The following is a 17,411-nucleotide window of genomic DNA, read 5'->3' as shown; positions in this document are numbered from 1 at the left end:
GGATAGGGGAGTGTGAGGAGGTATCAGCCCTTGACCGCGCCCTGCATGATGCCGCCGACGATGTGCTTGCCGAAGACGACGAACGCGATCAGCAGCGGCAGCGTGCCCAGCAGTGCGCCGGCCATGATCACCGACTGGTCGGGGATATAGCCGCGGCCGAGCCCGGTCAGTGCCACCTGCACAGTGGGGCTGCCGTTCTGGGTCAGCGCGATGATCGGCCAGAAGAAGTCGTTCCAGGCCATCACGAACGTCAGCATGCCCAGCACTGCCATCGCGGGCCGGGCCGCGGGGAAGACGACATGCCACACCACGCGCCAGCTGTTCGCGCCGTCCACCCGGGCCGCCTCGATCAGCTCGGTGGGCAGCGCCTCGATCAGGTATTGCCGCATGAAGAACACTCCGAAGGCGCTGACCAGGGTGGGCAGGATGACGGACTGCAGCTGATCGGTCCAGGACAGCTCGGCGATCAGCATGTACAGCGGTACGACGCTGAGCTGCGGCGGCACCATCATCGTGCCGATCACCAGCAGGAGGAGGAGGTTCTTGAAGCGGAAGCGGAGTTTGGCGAAGGCGAAGCCGGCGAGCGTCGAGAAGACCACGGTCCCGGTCGCGATCGACCCGGCGACGATCGTCGTGTTGAGCAGGGCGGCGCCCATATTGGCGTCCGTCCAGGCGATGTCGAGATTCTTGAAGAGATTGCCGCCGAACCAGAAGGGCGGGGGAGTCTGCGCGAGCCGGGAGCTGTTGCGGGAGGCCGCGATCGCGGTCCACACCAGCGGAAAGAGAGAGCCGGCAGTGAACACGATCAGTACGGCATAGGTGATCCGGCCACCGTGGAACTGGCGTCCGGCACGCTTGGCGCTGAACATGTCGTCCCCCTACGCGCTCTTGCTCAGACGGCGGGCGAGCAGCCAGTTCACCGCGCCGATCACCAGCAGGATCAGGAACATCGCCCAGGCGATCGCCGAGGCCCGGCCGAGGTGGAGATTGACCCAGCCCTGCTCGTACAGATAGAGCCCGAGCGTCTGGAACTGGTGGTCGGCGCCACCGGTCGCGCCCGCGCCGCCGTTGAACAGCAGCGGCTCGCCGAACAGTTGGGTCGCGCCGATCGTCGAGACCACACAGGTGAACAGGATCGTCGGCCGCAGCGAAGGGATCGTGACATGGATGAACTGCTGCCGGCGCGAGGCACCGTCCAGCGCGGCCGACTCGTACAGATCCTTGGGGATGGCCTGCATCGCGGCGAGATAGATCAGCGCGTTGTAGCCCGTCCACCGCCAGATCACGATGGTGGAGACCGCCAGCTGGGAGGTCCATTCGCCGCTCTGCCAGTCGATGTTGTCGAAACCGACCAGCCCCAGCGCCCAGTTGATCATCCCGTAGTCGCGTCCGAAGAGGAGCACGAAGACGAGCGTCGCCGCGGCCACCGAGGTGGCATAGGGCGTCAGCGCGGCCACCCGGAAGAACATCGACCCGCGCAGCCGGTAGTTGAGCAGATGCGCGATGCCCAGCGCCATCAGCAGCTGCGGCACCGTGGAGATCAGCCCGATGGTGACGGTGTTCCTCAGCGCGTTCCAGAAGAACTCGTCCTCGAGCAGTCGCGAGAAGTTCCGCAGACCCACCCACTCCATGTCGGTGGGCGCCGTCAGCTCCACCCGGTGCAGCGAGGCCCAGCCGGTGTAGAGCAGCGGGAAGAGCCCGAATGCCATGAAGAAGACGAAGAACGGCATGACAAAGGCGTACGGGCTCCACTTCACATCCAGCCGGTAGCGACGGCTGCGCCGGGCGCGGCGCCGCGCCTCGGCCGCGGACGGTATCTGCGCGCGCGGCGAGGCCGCGCCCTCCTCCCCCGGGGAGGGCACGGCGGCTTCCGGCGTGGTGCTGTGTTCTACCGGGGGACGACCACTGGACCCCCGCATGCTCATGCTCACCGGCGCTCACTGGTCCAGAGCGTTGTCGATCGCCTTCACCGCCGCGTCCCAGCCTTCCTTGGGTGAACGGCCCTTCTGGTCGACCTGGAGCATGCCGATGTCCGCCAGGTTCTGGGCGATGATCAGGTCTTTCGGCCCGATGATCTGGACCGGCACACCCTCGGCGGCCTTCGAGAAGATCTGCCCGATGGGCGCGTTGCCGAAGTACGCGTGCTTGGCGCCGGAGACGGCGGGCAGGGAGTACGCGGCCTTGGCGCTGGGGAAGCTGCCGCGCTTGGCGAAGAGCTTCGCCTGCTGCTCGGGCGCGGTCAGCCAGGCCGCGAGCTTCGCCGCCTCGGCCTTGTTCCTGCCGGCGTCGGGGACGGTCAGGAACGAGCCGCCCCAGTTGCTGGGCCTGGGCGCCGCGGCCACATCCCACTTGTCCTTGCCGGCGGCCCCGGCCTTGTCCTGGATATAGCCGAGCATCCAGGCCGGGCAGGAGACGGTGGCGAAGGTGCCGTTCGCGTAGCCCTGGTCCCAGGCAGGCGTGAACTGCTGGAGCCTGCCCGTAAGACCTTCCGTCGCGAACGCCGCTGCGATGTCCCAGGCCTGCTTCACGGACGGGTTGGTCTTGTAGACGACCTTGCCGTCCTTGTCGTAGAAGCGGTTCTCGTTGCTGCCGGTTATCGCCGCCATCACGCCGGACGCGGAGTCCACGAACGCCGTGCCCTTGGGCGCCTTGGCCTTGAACTGCTTGCCCGCGTCCAGGTACTTGTTCCAGTCGCCGGCCCACAGCTTGCCGACCGCCTCACGGTCGGTGGGCAGCCCGGCCTTGGCGAAGAGGTCCTTGCGGTAGCAGATGCCCTGCGGTCCGATGTCGGTGCCCAGCGCGATCGTCCTGCCGTCCTTGGTGGTGGCCTGCGCCAGCTTCCACGGCAGGAACGCGTCCTTCTGGACCCCGTCCGCCTTGCCCAGGTCGACCAGCTTGCCGGCCTGAGTGGCGGTGATCTCGGCGATGTTGTTGACCTCGACGGCCTGGATGTCGGCGAGTCCGCTGCCGCTGCCCAGATGCGTCAGCAGCTGCGGGTAGTAGTTCTCGTTCCGCTCGATCGAGGTCTGCTTGATCACGATGTTCTTGTTGAGCTTCATGTACTCGTCGTAGAGGCCGGCCTCCTTGAGACCGAACGCGCCGAAGACCCCTACGGTGAGCGTGGTTGAGCCCTTGCCGCCACCGCCGGCCTTCGACGGGCTGTTGGCAGGTTCGTCACTGTCCTTGGCACAGCCGGTCAGCAGACCGGCGCCGAGCGCGGCGACGACCGCGAGGATTACTGCCCTGCGCATTGCGTCCTCCTTGTGCCGTGACGTGCCGACCTCCCGGCCAACCGGCTTGCAGCGCCGTTACGTTGACGTTGTGCGGCTCGGGCGGGGAACGTGCGGGTTGTGTATGGGTCAGGTACGGTGGGAGCGCTCCCATATGTGATGTGTTGAAGGGTCGCGGCTCCCTGAGGGGGTGTCAAGGCACCCGACGCGTAATGTTCTCGGCCCGGGAAGCCCGGGAAGCCTGGGGAGGCGACATGGTGTCTCGGACCATCCGTACGCGGAACGGCGGGCGGCGTACGGGCAGGCCCACCCTCGAAGAGGTGGCTGCCCGCGCCGGAGTCGGCCGGGGCACGGTCTCCCGCGTGATCAACGGCTCGCCACGGGTCAGCGACCGCACCCGTGCCGCCGTCGAGGCGGCCGTCGCCGAACTCGGTTACGTACCCAATCGCGCCGCCCGCGCGCTCGCCGCCAACCGCACCGACGCGATCGCGCTCGTCGTCCCGGAGCCGGAGGACCGGTTCTTCGCCGAGCCGTACTTCTCCGACATGGTCCGCGGCGTCGGCGCGGCCCTCGCCGACACGGAGATGCAGCTGCTGCTCACACTGGCCGGCAGCGACCGCGAGCGCCGCCGGCTGGCCACATATCTGGCCGCGCACCGCGTGGACGGCGTCCTGCTGGTCTCGGTGCACGCCGACGATCCGATCCCCGACATGCTGGAGCAGCTCTCCATCCCGGCCGTCATCAGCGGCCGCAGGTCCGAGCGCGAGACACTCGCCGCGGTCGACTCCGACAACTTCGAGGGCGCGCGCAGTGCGGTCGCCCATCTGCTGGCGCGCGGCCGCCGCACCATCGGGACGATCACCGGACGCCTCGATGTGTACGGCGCCCAGTGCCGTCTCGACGGCTACCGCGCGGCCCTGGAGGCGGCGGGCCAGGCCCCCGAGGCCCGGCTGACGGCACCCGCCGACTTCACCGAGGAGGGCGGCCGCCGCGCGATGCGGGAACTCCTGGAGCGCTGCCCGCACGTGGACGCCGTCTTCGCGGCCTCGGACGTGATGGCGGCGGGCGCGCGCCATGTGCTGCGCGAGGCGGGCCGCCGGATACCGGACGATGTGGCGCTCGTCGGCTTCGACGACTCGGCGGTGGCCCGCCATATGGATCCGGCGCTCACCAGCGTGCGTCAGCCGATCGAGGAGATGGGCCGCACGATGGCCCGGGTGCTGCTCCAGGAGATAAAGAGCGGCTCGGCGGAGCGACCCCAAATCGTGCTCCCTACAGAGCTGGTCGTACGCGAGTCGTCGTAGACCACGCGGACAGAGATCACACACAGACAGGGATCACACGCGGACGAAGATCACGCCCAGACGGAGATCACACGCGGAAAACGATCAAGGGCCCCGGTCCGAAGACCGGGGCCCTTGATCGTTCAGGGTGAGTAACGGGACTCGAACCCGCGACATCCTGGACCACAACCAGGTGCTCTACCATCTGAGCTATACCCACCACGACCGGTCCTTCTCCCGACCGGCCGAGAAAAAGTGTACAGGGTCGGGGAGGGTGCTCGCGCCCGGGTTGTTGCGGCCCTGACGCGGGACTCACGTCTGCGTCAGTCCCGCCTCACTCCACTGGCAGGACGTGCTTCGCCGCGATCGCCTTCGCGGTGTCCGAGTCGGGTCCGGGCTGCGGTACGAAGACCGCCTCGCGGTAGTAGCGCAGTTCCGCGATGGATTCGCGGATGTCCGCCAGCGCCCGGTGGTTGCCGTTCTTCTCCGGACTGTTGAAGTACGCCCTCGGGAACCAGCGGCGAGCCAGTTCCTTGACCGAGGAGACATCGACAATCCGGTAGTGGAGGTAGTCCTCCAGCGTCGGCATGTCTCGCAGCAGGAAGCCGCGGTCGGTACCGACCGAGTTTCCGCACAGCGGGGCCTTGCCGGGCTCCTTGACTTGCTCGCGTACGTACGCCAGGACCTGCGCCTCGGCGTCCGCGAGCGTGGTACCGCCCGCGAGCTCCTCGAGGAGGCCCGAGGCGGTGTGCATCTGCCGCACCACCTCGGGCATCGTCTCCAGCGCAGCGTCCGGCGGGCGGATCACAATGTCCACCCCTTCACCGAGCACGTTCAGTTCCGAGTCGGTGACCAGTGCGGCCACCTCGATGAGTGCGTCTTCCGTCAACGAGAGCCCGGTCATCTCGCAGTCGATCCACACCATGCGATCGTTCATGCGTCCTACCTTATGGCGCACTCCGCTGGCCGGGCAGGCTCGGACGGCCGTGACCTGTCGCGTACGCCTCGGAACTGGTCTTGCTGAGCTCCGGCGGCGCGGCCGAGACGGCGGCAGGACCGGACGGTCCCGTCGCCGCGGCCGCACGCCTGGCCTGCAGCGAGGCCTGCGCCGGCACGACCGGCTCCACCACCGGGGCCGGGACGGACTCGCTCTGCGGACGGCGCACCCGGTAGGCGGCCCGGTACGCGGCCGGGGATGAGCCCAGCTGGCGCCGGAAATGGCCACGCAGGGCCACCGGGGAGCGGAAGCCGCAGCGGCCCGCGACCTCGTCGACCGAGTAGTCGGAGGTCTCGAGCAGCCGCTGGGCCTGCAGCACCCGCTGGGTGATCAGCCATTGCAGCGGCGCGCTGCCGGTGAGCGAGCGGAATCGCCGGTCGAACGTCCGTCGGCTCATGTACGCCCGCGCGGCCAGAGTCTCCACGTCGAACTGTTCATGGAGATGCTCCAGTGCCCACGAGACGACCTCAGCCAGCGGGTCCGACCCGATTTCCTCTGGTAAAGACCTGTCCAGATAGCGCTCCTGCCCGCCACTGCGCCGCGGCGGCACGACCAGCCTGCGGGCCAGTGCCCCGGCCGCCTCGGTGCCGTGGTCCGTACGCACGATGTGCAGGCAGAGATCGATTCCGGCCGCCGTGCCCGCGGAGGTGAGCACATCGCCGTCGTCGACGAAGAGCTCCCGCGGATCCACATGGACGGACGGATACCGCTTGGCGAGTGTCGGCGCGTACATCCAGTGCGTGGTCGCCGGTCGGCCGTCGAGCAGACCGGCCGCGGCGAGTACGAACGCACCAGTGCACAGTCCGACGATTCTGGCTCCCTCCTCATGCGCTCTGCGCAAGGCGTCGAGCGCCTCGACCGGTGGCGGTGACGTGATCGACCGCCAGGCCGGCACGACGACGGTGCCTGCTCTCCCTATCGCCTCCAGTCCGTACGGCGCGGTCAGTTCCAGCCCGCCGGTGGTCCGCAGCGGGCCCTCCTCGCCACCGCAGACAAGCAGCCGATAACGGGGAACTCCGGCGTCCTGACGGTCAATTCCGAACACCGAGAGTGGGATGGAACTTTCAAAAATTGGGCCGCCGCTGAACAGCAGCACTGCGACGACTTCCCGGCGCCGGCGCCCGGAGAGCTTACGTGCCACCTCCGGTGCGGCGGAGTCCTGACTCATGACGCTAAGCCCCCCTCGGTGTTCGCGTCTCCCCGTTCGTTTCGGGCCTCTCGCTCCTGCACGTTTCCCCTCGGTTTTGCACGAGTCCCCAGCCTTAGATACTCATGATCGAATCTACTGCGTCCCGTGGCGCCGCCGTGACAAGTTCGGCATGCCCCGCTATGTCGACTTGGCAACTTGGCGCGAAGCATTCGATCACGAAGCGTTCCACTCGTGGGCCGCGCAGGGAAGTGTGCATCGCGTGCATGGCCCGTCCCCGTAGGGTGCGCGGGCCGCGAATGGCCCTTTCTTCCCTGGTGGCAAGGGGGTTGGCAGGCCATTTCGCCAAGAGGAGGCTACAGGCGCGAAGTTGGCTGAAAACATACGGGTCCGAGTGTGTGAACCCGTCAGTCTCCGGACGTACTTCCCGCCCCGCGCCGACGGCTCCGGGCCCCCGGGGCGGTCCTGGCGCGTCGCCGGCGGGTGGGTGCCGATTCGGCCGCGCGGGCGCGGGCCGCGCTGCGCTCGGACTGGCGCAGCAGCACCCGGCAGGCGGCGGTCACAGCGGCGAGGCCGAGGGCCGCGGCGGCAGCCCCGCCGACGGAGGTGCCGTACACGACCAGCACGACAGGGACCAGCAGACAGCTGAACGCCGCCCAGCGGACCACCTGGCTCGCCGACTCGCACGAGGACGACGAGGGGTGTGAGGAGCGCGAAGTGTGCTCGGCCGGCGCGGCGGCCGCGTCCGGCGCCCGGCGCGGCGCCCGGCGCGGCGCCCGGCGCCGTCCGCGCTGACGGGCCGGGGAGGGTGCGGGGGCCGGGGCGGACGGTCGTGCGGGCACGGAAGCTCCCTGGAGGCGGCGGGGTGACCGAGGTGCCAACGAGGAGCGGAGCCTTCCGGTCACTGGGACCGACGTCCATATGCACCTATGGACGCCGGTAGATGCCGGTAGACGCCTGCGGGCGCCGGTAGCGGGGTGTAGACGGCTGTATACGCCAAGCGGCATTGCGCTCCGGGGCGGGCTCGGGCATGCTCCCTGGAACGCCGCGCATGGGGCGGGCAGGCTCTGGGCAGGAGAGGAGTGTCGCCGTACCCTTGGGGGTATGGGGTTGGGAAGATGATTCCCGGACACAGCTCCGCCGCCATGCCAACCGACGCACCCTCCCTTGACGATCCCTCTCAAGAGGACCTTCTTCGCCGAGACACCGATGGCCGGTCACGAAATCCCCGAACCCGCGGACCGCAAGCAGGTAGCCGACCCCCTGTCGGACCTGCAAGCGGCAGAAGAGACATGTCATTCCTGCGATCCGGCCTTCCGGCACGGAGTCGTCGTCGGTTTCGACGGATCGACCTCCAGTGAGCGGGCGCTCGCGTACGCCATCGGAATGGCGAGACGGTCCGGCTCGGGCCTGATCATCGTGCATGTCGCCAATCGGCTGCCGACCACCGTCTGGGCGGGCTGTGAGCCCCCGGTCTTCGTGGACGTCCCCGATCACCGCACCGAGGTGCTCGGTCTGGAGCTGGCCTGCGCGGACTATCTCACCGAGGTGCCGTGGATCCTGGTCGAGCGCGGCGGCGACATCTGCCATGAGCTCGAAGAGGTCGGCAAGGAGTATTCGGCCGACGCGATCGTGGTCGGCTCCACGCACGGCATCGTCGGACGCATCTTCGGTTCGGTGGCGGGACGGCTGGCGCGGCGCGCGCAGCGTCCGGTCATCGTGATCCCGTGATCCGCATCCCGTAACCGATATCCCGTAACTGATGTCCCGTCACCGGTGTTCGGGGATCCCGTAGATCGACGTTGTCCCGCGTACGCCCGGTCGTGGCTGTCCCGTAATCGCGGCTTCGACGCAGGTGAGGCGGCGTCAAATCCCTCTGCGCGGAAGGAAATCTACTGGTGCGTAGAGGTGGATTGTGCGCTTGTGAAGGGTACATAGCGGTCGCTGGGTAGCAGCACAACTGCACAGGACACGAAGGGAGCCCGCCGTGGACAACGACGTCTCTGCGGGAAGCGCTACTTCTACTTCGACTCTCGGCCATCTCGCGCTCGGACTGACCCTGCTGGCATTCGGCGTCGGCAACACCGGCGTGATCGACAATGTCGCCGCGGCCGATGCCTCCTCACTCGCCACCTGGGTCGGCGGCGTCGCACTGTTCATAGTCGGCCTGCTCGAGTTCCGCGCGGGCAACGCCGGTACGGGCACGGCGTTCTCGGGCCTCGGCGCCTTCTGGTTCACCTGGGGCACCGGCGTCGGCACCGAGGTCTCCGCCGAGGCGGCAGGGCTCTTCCTGCTGCTGTGGGCGCTGCTCGCGCTGACCCTGACAGCCGCGTCCGCGGGGAGCGGAATGTTCGGACAGGGCGTGTACGGGCTGCTGTTCGTCTCGCTGCTGCTGCTCGGCATCGCCTCGTTCGCGGAGAACGACGGGCTGGCGAAGGCGGGCGGCTGGGTCGGCTCGGTCGCGGGTCTGGCGGCCTGGTACGGCGCGACGGCCGCACTCGCCAAGTGGCCCACGTTCTCGGGACGCGCTGCCGGCCGGGGAGTGACGGCCACCGGCTGAGGCAGCCACAAGCCGGTGCTCAAGGGCTGCACCGGCTTACGAAAAGGCGGTCCCCCCCGCGCGTATCGGTGGCAACGCGCGGGGGGACCGCCTGTGTCCGGCTGCGTCCCGGGGGCCGTATCCCCGGGCGGACGGCTCTACTACTCGACCGTGACGGACTTCGCCAGGTTGCGCGGCTTGTCGATGTCGCGGCCCATGGCCAGCGCCGTGTGGTACGCGAACAGCTGGAGCGGGATGCCCATCAGGATCGGGTCCAGCTCGTGCTCGTTCTTCGGCACGACGATGGTGTGGTCGGCCTTCTCCTGCTCGCGGTGCGCGACGGCGAGGATCTTGCCGCTGCGGGCCTTGATCTCCTCCAGGGCCGCGCGGTTCTTCTCCAGCAGGTCGTCGTCCGGGACGATCGCGACCGTCGGCAGCGCCGGCTCGATCAGCGCCAGCGGACCGTGCTTGAGCTCCGAGGCCGGGTACGCCTCGGCGTGGATGTAGGAGATCTCCTTGAGCTTCAGGGAGGCCTCCAGCGCCACCGGGTAGCCGCGCACCCGGCCGATGAACATCATCGACTTGGCGCCCGCGTACTCCTCGGCCAGCTTCTTGATGTCTGCCTCGGACTCGAGGATCTCGCTGATCTGCTCGGGCAGCTTGCGCAGGCCCTCGATGATCCGCTTGCCGTCGGTCACGGAGAGGTCGCGGATGCGGCCGAGGTGCAGCGCCAGCAGCGCGAAGGCGACCACCGTGTTGGTGAAGCACTTGGTGGAGACGACGCAGACCTCGGGACCGGCGTGGACGTACACACCGCCGTCGGCCTCGCGGGCGATCGCCGAGCCGACGACATTCACCACGCCGAGGACGCGCGCGCCCTTGCGCTTGAGCTCCTGGACGGCGGCGAGTACGTCGTACGTCTCACCCGACTGGGAGACCGCGATGTAGAGGGTGTCGGGGTCCACGACCGGGTTGCGGTAGCGGAACTCGGAGGCCGGCTCGGCGTCCGCGGGGATACGGGCGAGGCCTTCGATCAGCCCGGCGCCGATCATGCCGGCGTGGTACGAGGTGCCGCAGCCGAGGATCTTGATCCGGCGCACGCCGCGCGCCTCACGCGCGTCCAGGTTCAGGCCGCCCAGGTGCACGGTGGAGAACCGGTCGTCGATGCGGCCGCGCAGCACGCGGTCCACGGCGTCGGCCTGCTCGGAGATCTCCTTGTGCATGTACGTGTCGTGGCCGCCCATGTCGTACGACTCGGCCTCCCACTCCACGGTGGTCGGCGTGGCCGTCGTACGCGAACCCTCGGTGGTGTAGGTGCGGAAGTCGTCGGCCTTGAGGGTGGCCATCTCGCCGTCGTCGAGGGTGACGATCTGGCGGGTGTGGGCGACCAGCGCGGCGACGTCGGAGGCGACGAACATCTCCTTCTCGCCGATGCCGAGGACGACCGGGGAGCCGTTGCGGGCGACGACGATGCGGTCGTTGAAGTCGGCGTGCATCACGGCGACGCCGTAGGTGCCCTCGACCAGCTTCAGCGACTGGCGGACCTTCTCCTCCAGGGTCTCCGCCTGGGAGCGGGCGATGAGGTGGGTCAGCACCTCGGTGTCCGTCTCGGAGAGGAAGACGACGCCGTCGGCGACGAGCTTGGCGCGCAGCTCGGAGGCGTTGTCGATGATGCCGTTGTGGACGATCGCGACCTTGTTCTCGGGGTCGAGGTGGGGGTGGGCGTTCTCGTCGCTCGGGGCGCCGTGGGTGGCCCAGCGGGTGTGGGCGATGCCGGTGGTGCCGGCGAAGCGCTTGGGGACACGGGCCTCCAGGTCACGGACCCGGCCCTTGGCCTTGACCATCTTCAGCCCGGCGGTCTTGGGGCTGGTGATCACGATGCCCGCGGAGTCGTAACCCCGGTACTCCAGCCGCTGCAGGCCTTCCAGCAGCAGCGGTGCCACATCACGCTTGCCGATGTAACCGACAATTCCGCACATAAAGTCTCTTCCCCTCCATAGGTCAGTGGTGTGCCCGGCGGGCCGGTCAGCCGTAGACGATGCGGCGCAGCTGGCGGAGCGAGAGCTCCGGCGGCGCCACGGCGCGGTGCGGCAGTTCGGCCGCGATCCGCTCGAAGATCTCCGTGTTCGCCAGGCCACCGGACTGCAGCTCGCGGTGGCGGCGGCGGACGAATTCTTCGGTCTTCTCGTCGAAGTACGCCAGCACGTCGAGTACCACCCGGGCTGCCTCACCGCGCTGGAGCGCGGTGCTGCGCACCAGATGGTCGATGAGTTCGTCGTGTGACGATGGGCGGCGTTCGAGCACCCGTAGATATTGCTGGGTGACCTACGGTGTTTGCAAGAATCCTGCCCGATTCCGGGCAGATGTCACTCAGAGGCGCTTCAGAACGGCCTGTTTGGCGGTCGCGAACTCGTCGTCCGTCAGTATCCCGGCCTGATGCAGCTCGCCCAGTTCACGCAGTCGGCGCAGCAGCGCGTCATGATCGTCGCCGGACGGCGCGGCGGCGGGTGCGGGTGCGAGTGCGCCCGGCGCGAGCCGCGGGGGAGTGTCGACGGGCGCCGGGGCGTACGGATGCGGCATACGGGCCACCACGGCCGCCGCGACCAGCGCCATCAGCGGGTCCTTGCGGAAGCCCCACAGCTCCACGGCGTGCGGGTCGTACTTGGCCGGGGCCTTCGTCGGGGCCTTGGTCACGGCGAAGCGCAGATAGCCGTTCTCCAGGCCGGCGGAGGGCAGCCACTCCACCGACTCCACGTCCTCGAGCGCGAGCGTGCGCGGGCCGCCCGAGGACTTGGACTCCTCGGTCTTCCAGTTCCAATCCAGCCGGATCCGCTCCCCGTCGAAGGTGGCGGTGCCGTCGCCCGCGCCGACGGTGATCGGGAGAGCGGGCCCGGGCAGCAGATAGCCGGTGACAGGGCTGGTCTGCACCTGGTCGAGCAGCAGGGCGTGGCGCACCTCGTCGACGAAGTACTCGGCGACGCCGGTCCGGTCGTTCTCCACCGTCAGCCGGTAGGGGTCGGAGCCGTCCTCCAGCTTGCCGCCGGTGATCTGAAGGAGCGGGTCGGCGCCGTTGCGCAGCCGCAGTCGCAGCCGTCCCGACTTCTTGCCCGGCTCGAAGGAGATCCCGGCGAGCCCCTCCAGGGGTACGGCGACTTCACCGAGGGTCTTCCGCAGCAGGCTCACGCCTTTGTCGCTGCCGGGCACGATGCGCACCGTGTCCCCGTCGAAGGTCCAAGTGCCGTCCTTCTGGATGATTTCCGCCATACGGGGATTCTCGCACCGGCGGTGGCGTACGTGGGTTCGCCCAGGGCGAGTTGGCGAGGGCTCCGGCCCAGGTGATTCCGGCCGGGGTCCGGGGGATGCGCAGTGTGGTCTACACCTTGACCGGAGTTGGGGCTCGCGGTACGCATGATGACTGCCGTTCGGTTGCTCAGCACCACAGTTGCGACGCCCGTCGAAGGGACCCGGCCTGTGAGACAGCCCAGAACGTTCCCCCGTCTGTTCGGTTCGCTGCTGCTCGTCGTGGCGGCAGGGATCTCCACCGTCGGGGCCGTGCCCGCGGGCGCGGAACCGGCTCCCGCCGTCCGCCCGCTCGGCCAGATCGTCCCCGCGCCCGCCTCCGTACAGCCGGGCGGAGCGCCGTACACCCTCACCCCGTGGACCCGTATCCGCGTCGACGACCACTCCCGCGAGGCACGGCAGATCGGCACGTATCTCGCCCGGATCCTGCGGCCCTCCACCGGCTACGCCCTGCCCGTCACCGACGACCACCTCCCCGGCGGCATCCAGTTGCGGTTGAGCCCCCGGGACCAGGGCCTGGGCGAGGAGGGCTACCGGCTGGAGTCCACGCGCGGCTCGCTCACCCTCACCGCCCACAAGCCCGCCGGGCTCTTCCACGCCGTCCAGACGCTGCGGCAGCTGCTGCCGGCCTCGGTGGAGAAGGACAGCAGACAGCAGGTGCAGTGGAAGGTCGCGGGCGGCACCATCACCGACACCCCGCGGTACGCCTACCGAGGCGCGATGCTCGACGTCTCACGGCACTTCTTCACCGTCGACCAGGTCAAGCGCTATATCGACCAGCTGGCCCTCTACAAGATCAACAAGCTGCATCTGCATCTCTCCGACGACCAGGGCTGGCGGATCGCCATCGACTCCTGGCCGCGTCTCGCCACGTACGGCGGCTCCACCCAGGTCGGCGGCGGACGCGGCGGCCACTACACCAAGAAGGACTACCAGGAGATCCTCGGCCACGCCGCCTCGCGCTATCTGGAGGTCGTCCCCGAGATCGACATGCCGGGACACACCAACGCGGCGCTCGCCTCGTACGCCGAGCTGAACTGCTCCGGCATCGCGCCGCCCCTCTACACCGGCACCGACGTCGGCTTCAGCTCGCTGTGCGTGCCCAAGCCCGTGACGTACGACTTCGTGGACGACGTGGTACGTGAGCTGGCCGCGCTCACCCCCGGCAGATACCTCCACATCGGCGGCGACGAGGCCCACTCCACCAGCCACGCCGACTATGTGGCGTTCATGGACAAGGTGCAGCCGATCGTCGCCAAGTACGGGAAGACCGTGGTCGGCTGGCATCAGCTGACCGGCGCCACACCGGCGAAGGGAGCGCTCGCCCAGTACTGGGGCCTGGACGACACGAGCGACGCCGAGAAGGCGCAGGTCGCGCGGGCGGCGCGGAACGGCACCGGGCTGATCCTGTCGCCCGCCGACCGGGTCTACCTCGATATGAAGTACAACAAGGACACGCCGCTCGGCCTGGACTGGGCCGGCTTTGTGGAGGTGCGGCGCTCCTACGACTGGGACCCGGCGACGTATCTGCCGGGCGCGCCCGGATCCGCGGTCGCGGGTGTCGAGGCGCCGCTCTGGTCGGAGACGATCTCCACCAGCGACCACATCGAGTTCATGGCCTTCCCGAGGCTGCCGGGGGTTGCGGAGCTGGGGTGGTCGCCGGCGTCCACGCATGACTGGGAGGCGTACAAGGTGCGGCTGGCGGCGCAGGGGCCGAGGATGGCGGCGCTCGGGATCGACTTCTACCGCTCGCCGCAGGTGCCCTGGCCTTCGGCCTGAGCCCGACCCCCGGGGCCCCCGCTCCCGGGCCCCCTGCGCCTCAATCGCCGGCGGGGTTGGGTTTGGGGGTTCGGCTCCCGGGACCCTGCGCCTCAATCGCCGGCGAGGCTCATGTTGGGGTTCCGCCCCAAGCCCCGCTCCTCAAACGCCGGAGGGGCTGGGATGTCCGCCGACGGGGCTTATTGTCGCCGATCGCCGCGGCGGCCGGCAGGGCCGTCTCGTCGGCCCAGATCAGCACCCACTCGGTGTCCTCGGGCGGTCGGCAGCGTACGGCGGTGTTGTCGGCGACGGCCGGGCCGAGCACCATCACGCGGTGGCCGGGTGCGGCCCGGCCGGCCCAGCGGCAGGCCGGTCCGACGCCCGCCCCGTCAGCGGCCGACGTCGCGGCGTGGATCGCGAAGTCGATGTCCACCTCGCCCGCCTCGCCCGGGAGTTGGCGCTGCTCCCGCACCGTGTACGAGCGCATCACGGCCCGCACATCGTCGGGCAGCGCCCGCCAGGCGGCGAAGACGGCGCTGCTGTCACCGGCGTCCACGGGAACCACGGGCGCGTCCTGGCCCGGCTGCGGAAGGAAGAGCGAGAGGGACTGGTCGCGTCCTCCGGCGGCGAAGTCCTTGAGGTCCTCGCCGCCGAAGGTGACGCGGACCATGGACGGGCCGAGCCGCCGGGTCCGTATCACCCGCAGGTCGAAGAAGCGGAACGGGGCGGGCTCGGCCGTTGTTGTCATGGTCAGGCGACCTTCTTCGCGGTCTCGATGGCCTTGGCCAGGTCCTCGAGGATCGGCGCGCACTTGTCGTACGAGTAGATGGGCTCGGTGACGCGCGGGAGGACCTGTCCGGCCTTGACCGCGGGCAGCTCGGCCCAGGTCGGCTTGGAGGTGAGTGCGGCGGGCTGCAGGGCCGAGGAGCGGTTGTCCATGATGATGATGTCGGCGCCGTACTTGCCGACGTTCTCCCAGCTGAGCTCCTCGAAGAAGCCCTGGGCGTTCGCCTTGGGCTCGACGAACTTCACGCCCAGCTCCTGGAAGTACAGGGTGTCGGCGGACATCTTCGGCACGGAGACGTAGAAGAGGTCCTGGCTGGCGGAGCCGATGAGCACCTTGATGTCCGGCTTGGCCTTGGCAGCCGCGCGCAGCCGGGCCGCTGCCTTCTCGAAGCGGGCCTTGGCGGCAGCGGCCTGCTTGCCCTTGACGTCACCGCCGAGGGACTCGGCGAGTTCGGCGTGGCGCTGCAGCGCCTTCTGCATCGTGGTTCCGGCCGCCCACAGCAGAACGCTGGGAGCCAGTTTCATGATCTTGTCCTTGGACTGCGGCGGGACGTACCACGGGTCGTCCTTGGCCCACATGTTGGTGATCAGCAGCTCGGGGCTCAGGGCCGCGTACTGCTCGATCTTGAACTCGCCGTAGACATTGCCGATGATCTCGACCTTGTTGATGTCGAGGTCGCCGGCCTGGACGTCGGGCTTGTCGTCCTTGCCCTTGGTCGGGCCGAAGACACCCTTGACCTCGACGCCGTAGTCGTACAGGGCCGCGGCGGTGCCGATGAACGCGACGATGTTCCTCGGGGTCGTCTTCAACTGGACGTTCGTGCCGCGGTCGTCCTTGAAGGACCAGGGGCCGGACTTCTCGCCGGCCTTGCCCGAGCCGCCCTTGTCGTCGCTCTTGCCGCAGGCGGCGAGCGCGATGCCGAGCCCGAGGGCGCTGCCCGCGGCGAGCACGCCGCGACGGGTGAGATGGGAAGGACGGGCGTTGGGCATGATGATGTCCGTTTTCGTGCGTGCCGGTTCGGCCACTGACAGTTCGAAAGGTAGGTTAGCCTAACCTTAGCTGCTGTCCAGCAAGTGTCTGCCGTGATGCGCACACCGAGGCCCGATGAGCAGACCGGACCCCCAGGGGCCTGCCCGCAGCCGGTCCGAAAGCGGCCCGAACGCGAACGGGGGGCGACCCTTTCCAGGCCGCCCCCGTTCACCCGCGCGTCAGCCGGACAGGCCCAACTCCCGTGCGATCAGCATCCGCTGGACCTCGCTCGTGCCCTCGCCGATCTCCAGGATCTTGGAGTCCCGCCACATCCTGGCCACCGGGTACTCGTTCATGAAGCCGTAGCCACCATGGATCTGGGTGGCCTCGCGGGCGTTGTCGACGGCGACGGTCGACGAGTACAGCTTCGCCAGCGCCGCCTCCTTCTTGAACGGCTCACCCTGGACGAGACGCGAGGCCGCGTCCCGCCAGCCGACCCGGGCCATGTGCGCCCGCATCTCCATGTCGGCGATCTTGAACTGGATCGCCTGGTTGGCGCCGATCGGCCGGCCGAAGGCGTGCCGCTCCTTGGCGTACTTCACGGACTCGTCCACGCAGCCCTGCGCGAGCCCCGTCGCCAGCGCCGAGATGGCGATCCGGCCCTCGTCGAGGATCCGCAGGAACTGGGCGTATCCGCGACCCTCCTCGCCGAGCAGGTTGGCGAGCGGCACCCGGACGTCGTCGAAGGACAGTTCGCGGGTGTCCGAGGCGTTCCACCCGACCTTGGAGTAGGGCGCGGCGACGGTGAAGCCGGGAGTGCCGGACGGGACGATGATCGAGGAGATCAGCGGCTTGCCGTCGGGCGTGCGGCCGGTGACCGCCGTGACGGTCACCAGGCCCGTGATGTCCGTACCGGAGTTGGTGATGAAGCACTTGGAGCCATTGATGACCCACTCGTCGCCGTCCCGGACGGCCGTCGTCCTCGTGCCGCCCGCGTCCGAGCCGGCGCCGGGCTCGGTCAGCCCGAACGCGCCGAGCAGCTCGCCCGAGCAGAGCCGCGGCAGCCACTCCTGCTTCTGCTCCTCCGTGCCGAAGCGGTAGACCGGCATCGCGCCCAGCGAGACGCCCGCCTCGAGCGTGATCGCGACGGACGAGTCGACGCGCGCCAGCTCCTCGAGGGCGATGCCGAGGGCGAGATAGTCGCCGCCCATGCCGCCGTACTCCTCGGGGAAGGGCAGTCCGAACAGGCCCATCCGGCCCATCTCGCGGACGATCTCGTACGGGAACTCATGGCGCTCGTAGAAGTCGCCGATCTTCGGTGCGACGACGTCGTGCGCGAACGCCTCGACGGTGCGGCGCAGTTCCTCGTGTTCAGGGGTGAGGCGATGGTCGAGCGACATT

General features: G+C 69.0%; 15 protein-coding genes, 1 tRNA gene and 1 pseudogene. 4 read left to right on the top strand and 13 right to left on the bottom strand.

Translation table 11 applies throughout. The features are described from left to right. Positions 1-23 precede the first annotated feature (23 nt). From AB0D12_RS25055 to AB0D12_RS25045, 3 genes are read right to left on the bottom strand one after another with little or no spacing between them, the layout of a single operon-like run. Positions 24-869 carry a carbohydrate ABC transporter permease gene (locus AB0D12_RS25055; protein WP_362686950.1) on the bottom strand — a complete coding sequence of 282 codons (846 nt, stop codon included), beginning with the start codon at positions 867-869 and terminating at the stop codon, positions 24-26. Positions 870-878: 9 nt separating this feature from the next. Continuing rightward, positions 879-1,925: a sugar ABC transporter permease gene (locus tag AB0D12_RS25050; protein WP_362686947.1), complete on the bottom strand. Its 1,047-nt coding sequence runs from the start codon at positions 1,923-1,925 to the stop codon at positions 879-881. A gap of 12 nt (positions 1,926-1,937) precedes the next feature. Further along, positions 1,938-3,251 carry an ABC transporter substrate-binding protein gene (locus AB0D12_RS25045; RefSeq protein WP_362686944.1) on the bottom strand — a complete coding sequence of 438 codons (1,314 nt, stop codon included), beginning with the start codon at positions 3,249-3,251 and terminating at the stop codon, positions 1,938-1,940. 233 nt (positions 3,252-3,484) lie between these two features. Here AB0D12_RS25045 and AB0D12_RS25040 point away from each other — a divergent pair, with 233 nt between their 5' ends. Then, the gene (locus tag AB0D12_RS25040) at positions 3,485-4,534 is read left to right on the top strand and encodes a LacI family DNA-binding transcriptional regulator (RefSeq protein ID WP_362686941.1); all 1,050 of its coding nucleotides are present in this window, start codon (positions 3,485-3,487) and stop codon (positions 4,532-4,534) included. Between the two features lie 126 nt (positions 4,535-4,660). On the opposite strand, the gene AB0D12_RS25035 is transcribed toward AB0D12_RS25040, so the two are convergent. From AB0D12_RS25035 to AB0D12_RS25020, 4 genes are all read right to left on the bottom strand, one after another. Continuing rightward, positions 4,661-4,733, bottom strand: a tRNA-His gene (locus tag AB0D12_RS25035). Between the two features lie 114 nt (positions 4,734-4,847). Beyond that, a complete protein-coding gene (orn, locus tag AB0D12_RS25030) occupies positions 4,848-5,450 on the bottom strand; it encodes an oligoribonuclease (RefSeq protein ID WP_362686938.1) in 603 nt (200 codons plus the stop codon). A gap of 10 nt (positions 5,451-5,460) precedes the next feature. Continuing rightward, positions 5,461-6,678, bottom strand: a complete 1,218-nt coding sequence (locus AB0D12_RS25025; RefSeq protein WP_362686935.1) for a helix-turn-helix domain-containing protein — start codon at positions 6,676-6,678, stop codon at positions 5,461-5,463. A gap of 386 nt (positions 6,679-7,064) precedes the next feature. Then, positions 7,065-7,499: a hypothetical protein gene (locus AB0D12_RS25020; RefSeq protein ID WP_362686932.1), complete on the bottom strand. Its 435-nt coding sequence runs from the start codon at positions 7,497-7,499 to the stop codon at positions 7,065-7,067. Positions 7,500-7,866: 367 nt separating this feature from the next. On the opposite strand from AB0D12_RS25020, the gene AB0D12_RS25015 reads away from it, so the two are divergent. Beyond that, positions 7,867-8,388: a universal stress protein gene (locus tag AB0D12_RS25015; protein ID WP_327328326.1), complete on the top strand. Its 522-nt coding sequence runs from the start codon at positions 7,867-7,869 to the stop codon at positions 8,386-8,388. Positions 8,389-8,644: 256 nt separating this feature from the next. Next, the gene (locus tag AB0D12_RS25010; RefSeq protein ID WP_327323731.1) at positions 8,645-9,217 is read left to right on the top strand and encodes an acetate uptake transporter; all 573 of its coding nucleotides are present in this window, start codon (positions 8,645-8,647) and stop codon (positions 9,215-9,217) included. 140 nt (positions 9,218-9,357) lie between these two features. Here AB0D12_RS25010 and glmS read toward each other — a convergent pair whose 3' ends face one another. The 3 genes from glmS to AB0D12_RS24995 form a co-directional block, all read right to left on the bottom strand. Beyond that, on the bottom strand, positions 9,358-11,175 hold the full coding sequence (gene glmS, locus AB0D12_RS25005) for a glutamine--fructose-6-phosphate transaminase (isomerizing) (protein WP_327328325.1): 1,818 nt from the start codon (positions 11,173-11,175) through the stop codon (positions 9,358-9,360). Positions 11,176-11,221: 46 nt separating this feature from the next. Further along, the gene (locus AB0D12_RS25000; RefSeq protein ID WP_327323730.1) at positions 11,222-11,500 is read right to left on the bottom strand and encodes a hypothetical protein; all 279 of its coding nucleotides are present in this window, start codon (positions 11,498-11,500) and stop codon (positions 11,222-11,224) included. A 66-nt stretch (positions 11,501-11,566) separates the two neighbouring features. Next, on the bottom strand, positions 11,567-12,460 hold the full coding sequence (locus AB0D12_RS24995; RefSeq protein ID WP_362686928.1) for a DUF4429 domain-containing protein: 894 nt from the start codon (positions 12,458-12,460) through the stop codon (positions 11,567-11,569). 207 nt (positions 12,461-12,667) lie between these two features. On the opposite strand from AB0D12_RS24995, the gene AB0D12_RS24990 reads away from it, so the two are divergent. Continuing rightward, on the top strand, positions 12,668-14,275 hold the full coding sequence (locus tag AB0D12_RS24990; protein WP_362686925.1) for a beta-N-acetylhexosaminidase: 1,608 nt from the start codon (positions 12,668-12,670) through the stop codon (positions 14,273-14,275). 190 nt (positions 14,276-14,465) lie between these two features. Here AB0D12_RS24990 and AB0D12_RS24985 read toward each other — a convergent pair. The 3 genes and pseudogenes from AB0D12_RS24985 to AB0D12_RS24975 all read right to left on the bottom strand — a co-directional run. Next, a pseudogene (locus AB0D12_RS24985) lies at positions 14,466-15,002 on the bottom strand (siderophore-interacting protein); the annotation flags it as partial. 2 nt (positions 15,003-15,004) lie between these two features. After that, positions 15,005-16,030 carry an ABC transporter substrate-binding protein gene (locus AB0D12_RS24980; protein WP_362686922.1) on the bottom strand — a complete coding sequence of 342 codons (1,026 nt, stop codon included), beginning with the start codon at positions 16,028-16,030 and terminating at the stop codon, positions 15,005-15,007. 219 nt (positions 16,031-16,249) lie between these two features. Then, positions 16,250-17,410, bottom strand: coding sequence for an acyl-CoA dehydrogenase family protein (locus tag AB0D12_RS24975; RefSeq protein WP_327323726.1), 1,161 nt, complete (start codon positions 17,408-17,410; stop codon positions 16,250-16,252). Position 17,411 lies beyond the last annotated feature (1 nt).

Origin of the sequence: Streptomyces sp. NPDC048479 (genome assembly GCF_040651435.1) — a bacterium.
Classification (GTDB): domain Bacteria; phylum Actinomycetota; class Actinomycetes; order Streptomycetales; family Streptomycetaceae; genus Streptomyces.
Note: the sequence above shows the minus strand (reverse complement) of the source record. Positions and strands in the feature narration are given on the sequence as shown.

Bases quoted from the DNA above. Each gene is read 5' to 3' on its own strand.
- AB0D12_RS24980 (WP_362686922.1), bottom strand. From the start codon at position 16,030: ATGCCCAACGCCCGTCCTTCCCATCTCACCCGTCGCGGCGTGCTCGCC.
- orn (WP_362686938.1), bottom strand. From the start codon at position 5,450: ATGAACGATCGCATGGTGTGGATCGACTGCGAGATGACCGGGCTCTCG.
- AB0D12_RS25050 (WP_362686947.1), bottom strand. From the start codon at position 1,925: ATGAGCATGCGGGGGTCCAGTGGTCGTCCCCCGGTAGAACACAGCACC.
- AB0D12_RS25055 (WP_362686950.1), bottom strand. From the start codon at position 869: ATGTTCAGCGCCAAGCGTGCCGGACGCCAGTTCCACGGTGGCCGGATC.
- AB0D12_RS25015 (WP_327328326.1), top strand. From the start codon at position 7,867: ATGGCCGGTCACGAAATCCCCGAACCCGCGGACCGCAAGCAGGTAGCC.
- AB0D12_RS25045 (WP_362686944.1), bottom strand. From the start codon at position 3,251: ATGCGCAGGGCAGTAATCCTCGCGGTCGTCGCCGCGCTCGGCGCCGGT.
- AB0D12_RS25040 (WP_362686941.1), top strand. From the start codon at position 3,485: ATGGTGTCTCGGACCATCCGTACGCGGAACGGCGGGCGGCGTACGGGC.
- AB0D12_RS24995 (WP_362686928.1), bottom strand. From the start codon at position 12,460: ATGGCGGAAATCATCCAGAAGGACGGCACTTGGACCTTCGACGGGGAC.
- glmS (WP_327328325.1), bottom strand. From the start codon at position 11,175: ATGTGCGGAATTGTCGGTTACATCGGCAAGCGTGATGTGGCACCGCTG.
- AB0D12_RS24975 (WP_327323726.1), bottom strand. From the start codon at position 17,410: ATGTCGCTCGACCATCGCCTCACCCCTGAACACGAGGAACTGCGCCGC.
- AB0D12_RS25025 (WP_362686935.1), bottom strand. From the start codon at position 6,678: ATGAGTCAGGACTCCGCCGCACCGGAGGTGGCACGTAAGCTCTCCGGG.